Origin of the sequence: Amycolatopsis sp. NPDC051371 (assembly GCF_040682155.1) — a bacterium.
Classification (GTDB): Bacteria; Actinomycetota; Actinomycetes; order Mycobacteriales; family Pseudonocardiaceae; genus Amycolatopsis.
Genome location: NZ_JBFBAG010000075.1, coordinates 24,405 through 31,545, shown reverse-complemented (window position 1 = coordinate 31,545; position 7,141 = coordinate 24,405). Strand labels below are relative to the sequence as shown.

Below are 7,141 nucleotides of genomic sequence, written 5' to 3'. Positions count from 1 at the left end.
CGCCGGCAAGCGTCACCCGCTGGACGCGCTGCTGTGGCGCGTGGCCCGCGAGGGCGAGCCGTCGTGGGAGTCCGAGCTGGGCGCGGGAACAGTGTTAGAACACTGTTACGCACTCACGACCCCTTGGCGCTAGGTCAAACTCGAACAAGGTCTCGCATCAGGATCTTTCGCCCCGTTGGGCACCCAGCGCACGTTCGCGAACGACGCCTGGAACGCGGCGTCGGTGTAGACCAGGAACGGCGTGTTGATGTGCTCGAAGTCGAGCCCGTTGTTGAAGCAGGACAACGGGATCTTGACCGTCGTCTTCGCGCCGCCCGCCAGGTCGGTGAACAGCTTCGTCGCGTTCACCTCCGAGAAGCACGGGTAGACGCAGTGCATGCTGATCACCGTCCGGTTGACCGGTGCCTGCTGCACGGTCGTGTCGAACTCCAGCGCCCCGTCCGCGTTGAGATAGCTGCGCAGGTCGTTCGTGCCCGCCGTGTTCTGCATGTAGAGCTGAGCCGCGCCGGTACCCGTCCAGGTCGCCTTCAGGCCGTCGCCCTGCACGTTGACGTCCGTCGGGACCGTGTTGATCTCGGGGTGGTCGGCCGTGCCGTCCGGGCCGATCACGGTGCCGCCCCAGTTCGAAGCCGAGCCGATCTGGCTGGTGTACGGCGCGACGTCGGTCCGGTCGAAGATCGACAGGTCCTCGGTCGCCGTCCCGCCGCCGCCGGTGGACCCGCAGGTCGCCGGGCCGGGGGTCTCGTCCAGCTGGCCGATCGTGACGCGCTGGCCCGACTTCAGGCCGTAACCCAGCTTGAACAGCGGGTCGTAGTCCGGGGACCACGGGTTGAGCGGCGTCTGGCACGCGCTCTTCGGCCACGAGTACGACAGCGTGCCCTGGTAGCCGGTGCCGTCCTTGCCCTTGACCAGCATGTCGGCGACGCCGCCGCCTTCGGTGCCGGGCAGCCAGGCCGCCACGAACGCGTCGGAGCGGTTGATCTCCTTGTTCATGTACAGCGGGCGGCCGCCGACGTAGACGGTGACGACCGGGGTGCCCTTGCCGCTGACCTTGTCCAGCACGGCCAGGTCCTCGGGGTAGAGCTTCGACGCCTCGAGGGTCTTGCGGGTCAGGTCGCCGACGCCCTCGGCGTACGGCGTCTCACCGATGACGGCGATGACGGCGTCGTAGCCCTTGGGGTCCACGCTGCCGGTGGCGTCGAAGGTGACGTTCGCGTCGCCGAGGTCCTGCTTGATCCCGGTCAGGATCGAGGTGGCGTTCGGGAAGTCGGCGTTGGTGTTGCCGGTGCCCTGCCAGCTCAGCGTCCAGCCGCCGGTCTGGTTGGAGATGTTGTCGGCGCTCTTGCCGACCACCAGGACCTTCGACTTCGGCTTGAGCGGCAGCACGTTGCCGTTGTTCTTCAGCAGCGTCTGCGACTCGCGGGCCGCGTCGCGGGCCAGCCAGTTGTCCTTCAGCGCCTCGTCGGAGTTGGCGTAGGAGCGGTCGGACGGCTTCTGCGACTCGAAGAGACCGTCACGGATCTTGACGCGCAGGATGCGGGTGACCGCGTCGTCGATCCGCGACATCGGGATCTGACCGCTGTTGACCTGGGCGATCGTGTTGGTGATGAACGCCTTCCAGTCGGCGGGCACCATCACGACGTCGATGCCGGCGTTGATCGCCTGCGGGCACGACGAGTTGGTGCAGCCGGGGACCTGGCCGATGGCGTTCCAGTCGGACACGACCAGGCCGTCGAAGCCGATCTTGCCCTTGAGGATCTGGTTCATGGCCTTGTCGCTGCCGGTCAGCTTGCCCTCGTTGATGCCGAGGTCCGGGTTGGTCCAGCTGTTGAACGACACCATCACGGTCTGGGAGCCGGCGGCGAGCGCGCCGTAGTAGCCCTGGCCGTGGATGTTGATCATGTCGGCTTCGGACGACGGGTTGACGCCCTGGTCCTGGCCCTTGATCGTGCCGCCGTCCCCGATGAAGTGCTTGGCGGTGGCGATGACGCCGTTGTAGCCGATGCGGCTGGTGGCGCCGTCCTGGAGGCCGTTGATGTCCTCGTAGCCGTAGGAGCGGGTGATCCGCGGGTCCTCGGAGAAGCCTTCGTAGGTGCGGCCCCAGCGGTCGTCCTGGACGACGGCCAGCGTCGGGGAGAAGGCCCAGTCCTGGCCGGTGGCGCGGACCTGCCGGGCGGTGGCGCCGGCGACGTCGCGGACCAGGCACGGGTCGTGCGCCGCGCCGAGACCGATGTTGTGGGGGAACACGGTCGCGCCGTAGACGTTGTTGTTGCCGTGCACGGCGTCGATGCCCCAGATGACGGGGATCTTCGTGCGGCTGGTCTTGGAGGCGTTCCAGTAGGCGTCGGCGAGGTTCAGCCAGTCCTGCTGGGTGGCGTGCTTGTTGCCGCCGGGCCACGCGCCGCCGCCGTTGAGGACGGTGCCGATGGAGTACTGGCGGACCTCGTCGGGGGTGATCGAGGTGATCTCGGGCTGCGTCATCTGCCCGACCTTCTCCTCGAGGGTCATGCCCGCGAGGATCTGGGCGATGCGCGCCTCGTCGCCGGCCTTGCCCTTGAGCCGGCTGTCGACCTTCGGCCAGTCCGCCAGGGTGGGCAGGCTGTTCTCGATCTTGGCGCAGCCGTTCTTGTCCTTGGCGGGCTGGCCGATGACGGGCTGGGCCGGTGCGTCTGCTTGGGCCGGCGTCGCGGTGGCGACCCCTCCGAGCAGGCTCAGGCTCATCAACGTGACGAGCGAACTTCGGCGCGCACGGGACCACGCGCGTGATCTTCTGGCCATGGTCTGGTCCATTCTGCGGTGAACGGCGGCGGACCGGCCGATCCTCACCGGGTGGAGGGGACGCCGTCAATAGTTTGGGGTGGTTGGGGCGCAAGTTAATTCTCGACATAAAATAAGAGTCGCCCGGAGGGTGGCCACGCCTAGTCCTCGGGCCGGTGAACGTCAAGGGCACTGCGGGGCACGGGTTCTGCCCGGCGGTCGCGAGGATGCGTCCGTGCGGGTGATCCTCGGTTGCCCGTTCGGCGAGGTACGGGGCCGAGGCAACCCTTCGATCACGCGAGTCGACTCCCTGATCACGCGAGTCGACCCTCTGGGCACGCGAGCCAACCCCTTCCCGTCGCGCGAGGTGGCCCGGGCTGCGTGATCGAAGCCGGAACTCGCGTGATCGGGGCCGGAACTCGCGTGATTGGGGCCGGAACTCGTGATCGGACGGGCATCTCGCGTGATCAGGCGGGCATCTCGCGTGACTGGAGGGGCATCACGCGCGATTGGCGGGGTCAGCTCAGGACTGAGCCTGGTAGCTCCTCGAAGATCAGCCACGTCCGCGTCGACCGGACCCCCTCCAAAGCCTGCAGCCGCTCCAGGACCACGTCGCGCAACGTCGTGTTGTCCGGCGTCCGGACCAGCAGCAGGATGTCGAAGTCGCCGCCCACCAAAGCCACGTGGTCGACGTACGGGATCTCGTGCAGGTCCGTCGCCATCGTGCGCCACGACGTCTGCTCCACCGTCACCATGATGTACGCCGACGTGCCCAGGCCCGCCCGCCGCGGATCGATGCGCGCGCCGAAGCCCGTGATCACGCCCTCCGCCATCAGGCGCTCCAACCGCGCGTACGCGTTCGTGCGCGAGATGTGCAGCTTCTCGGCCAGCGCCCGGACCGCCAGGCGACCGTCCGAAGACAGCTCCGCCAGCATCGCCCGGTCGACCTCGTCCAGGGCCGGGACCGTTCGTCCCGGCAGGGCCCCGACAGCCGAGGTCGAGAAAGACGATTGGTCACCGGAGGACCCAGAACGAGACTGTTTGTCGCTCATTTCGCCGAAGCCTTGAACAGAAGACCGCCGAGAACCACCATTCGAGCATCATATGTCTGCGAGAGGTGGTGTGCGCCATGGCCGTGGAGACCCTCCTGCCGTCCGCGTCGCCGGTGCGGTTCGTCGCCGAGGACGGGACGCGCGCCGATCAGGACGGCGGCTACGCCGAGCCCACGAAAGACCGCCTGAAAGCCGCCTACCGGCTGATGGTCCTGGGCCGCCGGTTCGACGTCCAGGCGACCGCCCTCACCAAGCAGGGCCGCCTCGCCGTCTACCCCTCCAGCGCCGGCCAGGAGGCCTGCCAGGTCGCCGCCGCGCTCGCGCTCCAGGACCACGACTGGCTCTTCCCCACCTACCGAGACTCGGTCGCCCTCGTCGCGCGCGGCCTGAAGCCCGGCGAAGTCCTGACGCTGCTTCGCGGCGACGCGCACTGCGGCTACAACCCCACCGAGACGCGCGTAGCGCCCCAGTGCACTCCGCTCGCGACGCAGACTCTGCACGCCGCCGGTCTCGCGCACGCCATGCAGCGACGCGGCGAAGACGCCGTCGCGCTCGCCCTCATCGGGGACGGCGCCACCAGCGAAGGCGACTTCCACGAGGCGCTCAACTTCGCCGCCGTCTTCAAGGCGCCCGTCGTGTTCTTCGTGCAGAACAACCGCTACGCCATCTCCGTCCCCTTCGAGAAGCAGAGCGCCGCGCCCGCGCTGGCGTACAAGGGGATCGGCTACGGCATGCGCTCGGAGCAGGTCGACGGCAACGACGCCGTCGCGGTCCTCGCTGTCCTCGACGACGCCGTGAAGCACGCCCGCGAAGGCAAGGGCCCGGTCCTCGTCGAGGCCCACACCTACCGCATCGACGCCCACACCAACGCCGACGACGCCACCCGCTACCGCGACGCGGACGAAGTCGCGAAGTGGCGCGAAGCGGACCCGCTCAAGCGGCTCGAGACCTACCTCGGCGACGTCCTCACCCAGGACGAAATCATGCAGTACCGAGAAGAAGCCGAAGAGTTCGCCCAGACCGTCCGCGACACCCTGAACGCCGACGCCGAGCTGGACCCGATGTCGCTGTTCGACCACGTCTACGCCGAGCCGACCCGCCAGCTGCAGCGCCAGCGGGCGATGGTCGCGGCCGAACTGGAGGCCTGATGACGACCACGATGGCGCAGGCGCTCAACGCGGCCCTGCGGGACGCGCTCAAGGACGACGACCGCGTGCTCGTGTTCGGCGAGGACGTCGGCACCCTCGGCGGCGTCTTCCGGGTCACCGACGGCATCACCGCCGACTTCGGCGAGGACCGCTGCTTCGACACGCCGCTGGCGGAGTCCGGCATCGTCGGGTTCGCCGTCGGGATGGCGATGGGCGGCTTCCGCCCGGTCGTCGAGATGCAGTTCGACGCCTTCGCCTACCCCGCGTTCGAGCAGATCACCTCGCACGTGGCGAAGCTGCGCAACCGCACGCGCGGCGCGCTCTCGCTGCCCATGGTGATCCGCATCCCCTACGCCGGCGGCATCGGCGGGGTCGAGCACCACTGCGACTCCAGCGAGGTGTACTACACGCACACGCCGGGCCTGCGCGTCGTCACGCCGGGCACCGCGCAGGACGCCTACGACCTGCTCCGTGACGCCATCGAGTCGCCGGACCCGGTCGTCTTCCTCGAGCCCAAGGCCCGCTACTGGTCCGGCGAAGAGGTGAGCTTCACCCGGAACGGCCCCGCCATGGACAAGGCCGTCGTCCGCCGGGAAGGCAAGGACGTCACGCTCATCGCCTACGGGCCGATGGTCGCCACCGCGATGGAGACCGCCGAAGCCGCGACGGCCGAGGGCTGGGACGTCGAGGTCGTCGACCTGCGCTCGCTGTCGCCGTTCGACGACGAGACCGTGACGGCTTCCGTGCGCCGCACCGGGCGGGCCGTGGTGGTCCACGAAGCCGCCGGCTTCGGCGGCTACGGCGCCGAGGTCGTCGCGCGCGTCACCGAGCAGTGCTTCCACCAGCTGCACGCGCCGGTGCTGCGCGTGACCGGGCTCGACATCCCGTACCCGGCGCCGAAGCTCGAGCGCCACATGCTGCCCGACGTCGACCGGATCCTCGACACGATCGCGCGCCTGCAGTGGGCCGACACCCCGGTGGTGGCCGGTGCCTGACTTCCTGCTGCCGGACCTCGGCGAGGGCCTGACCGAGGCGGCCATCCTCAACTGGCACGTCGGCATCGGCGACACGGTGAAGGTCGACCAGATCGTCGTCGAGGTCGAGACGGCGAAGGCCGCGGTCGAGGTGCCGGTGCCGTTCGCCGGCGTGGTGTCCGCGCTGCACGGCGAGCCGGGGCAGCTGCTGCCGGTCGGCGCGCCCCTGCTGTCCGTCGGCGGGTTCGCCGAGCCGGGCGTCACGACGTCTTCCGGCAGCGGCAACGTCCTCATCGGGTACGGCACCGCGCCCACGACCCGGCGCAAGCGCGTCCGTCGCGTCGAAGCTCCCGCCGCGCCGGTGAAGGCCAAGGCGCCCGGCGTGATCTCGCCGTTCGTCCGGAAGCTGGCTTCGGACAACGGGATCGACCTCGCGAAGGTGACCGCCACCGGCCCGGACGGCATCATCCGCCGCGCCGACGTCGAGGCGCTGCTGAAGAAGCCTCAGGCCGCGGGCGGACGCCGGATCCCGCTGACCGGGATCCGCAAGGCCGTCGCCGACAAGCTCACGACGTCCCGGCGGGAGATCCCCGAAGCCACGGTCTGGGTGGACGTCGACGCGACCGAGCTGGTCGCGGCCCGGGCGGCTTTGAACGCCAAGACGGACCGGCCGGTCAGCCTGCTCGGGCTGATCGCGCGGTTCGCCGTCGCGGGGCTTCGCAAGTTCCCCGAACTGAACTCGCGCGTCGAGGGCGACGAGATCGTCGTGCTCGACGAGATCCACCTCGGGTTCGCCGCGCAGACCGATCGCGGGCTGGTCGTGCCGGTCGTGCGGGACGCGGGGGAGCTGTCGACGCGGGGCCTTTCGGCCGCGATCGGCGCCCGCGCCCGCACCGCGCGCGACGGCAAGCTCGCGCCCGCGGACCTCACCGGCGGCACGTTCACGGTCAACAACTACGGCGTCTTCGGCGTCGACGGCTCGGCCGCGATCATCAACCACCCCGAGGCCGCGATCCTCGGCATCGGCCGGATCATCGACCGGCCGTGGGTGGTCGACGGTGCCCTGGCGGTGCGGAAGGTCTGCGAGCTGACCCTGGCGTTCGACCACCGCGTCTGCGACGGCGGCACGGCGGGCGGGTTCCTGCGGTTCGTCGCGGACTGCGTCGAAGCGCCGGTCACGGCCCTGGGCGACCTGTAACGACTCACCGCG

At 69.7% G+C, this 7,141-nt stretch carries 5 protein-coding genes; 3 read left to right on the top strand and 2 right to left on the bottom strand.

The window, feature by feature from the left end; genetic code table 11:
• Positions 1-129: 129 nt before the first annotated feature.
• Positions 130-2,721 (bottom strand): exo 1,3/1,4-beta-D-glucan glucohydrolase, encoded by a 2,592-nt coding sequence (locus AB0M59_RS50180; RefSeq protein WP_364630438.1) that lies wholly within the window; start codon positions 2,719-2,721, stop codon positions 130-132.
• A gap of 554 nt (positions 2,722-3,275) precedes the next feature.
• The gene (locus AB0M59_RS50175; protein ID WP_364630435.1) at positions 3,276-3,737 is read right to left on the bottom strand and encodes an Lrp/AsnC family transcriptional regulator; all 462 of its coding nucleotides are present in this window, start codon (positions 3,735-3,737) and stop codon (positions 3,276-3,278) included.
• A gap of 149 nt (positions 3,738-3,886) precedes the next feature.
• On the opposite strand from AB0M59_RS50175, the gene pdhA reads away from it, so the two are divergent.
• Genes pdhA through AB0M59_RS50160 form a run of 3 tightly spaced genes read left to right on the top strand, consistent with a single transcriptional unit; the run spans position 3,887 to position 7,129 of the window.
• A complete protein-coding gene (gene pdhA, locus AB0M59_RS50170) occupies positions 3,887-4,957 on the top strand; it encodes a pyruvate dehydrogenase (acetyl-transferring) E1 component subunit alpha (protein ID WP_364630396.1) in 1,071 nt (356 codons plus the stop codon).
• Positions 4,957-5,952 (top strand): alpha-ketoacid dehydrogenase subunit beta, encoded by a 996-nt coding sequence (locus AB0M59_RS50165; protein WP_364630393.1) that lies wholly within the window; start codon positions 4,957-4,959, stop codon positions 5,950-5,952. The genes pdhA and AB0M59_RS50165 overlap by 1 nt, the downstream gene beginning before the upstream one ends.
• Positions 5,945-7,129 (top strand): dihydrolipoamide acetyltransferase family protein, encoded by a 1,185-nt coding sequence (locus AB0M59_RS50160; RefSeq protein WP_364630391.1) that lies wholly within the window; start codon positions 5,945-5,947, stop codon positions 7,127-7,129. Before AB0M59_RS50165 ends, AB0M59_RS50160 begins: the two co-directional genes overlap by 8 nt.
• Positions 7,130-7,141: the final 12 nt, after the last annotated feature.

Bases quoted from the DNA above. Each gene is read 5' to 3' on its own strand.
- AB0M59_RS50180 (WP_364630438.1), bottom strand. From the start codon at position 2,721: ATGAGCCTGAGCCTGCTCGGAGGGGTCGCCACCGCGACGCCGGCCCAA.
- pdhA (WP_364630396.1), top strand. From the start codon at position 3,887: ATGGCCGTGGAGACCCTCCTGCCGTCCGCGTCGCCGGTGCGGTTCGTC.
- AB0M59_RS50165 (WP_364630393.1), top strand. From the start codon at position 4,957: ATGACGACCACGATGGCGCAGGCGCTCAACGCGGCCCTGCGGGACGCG.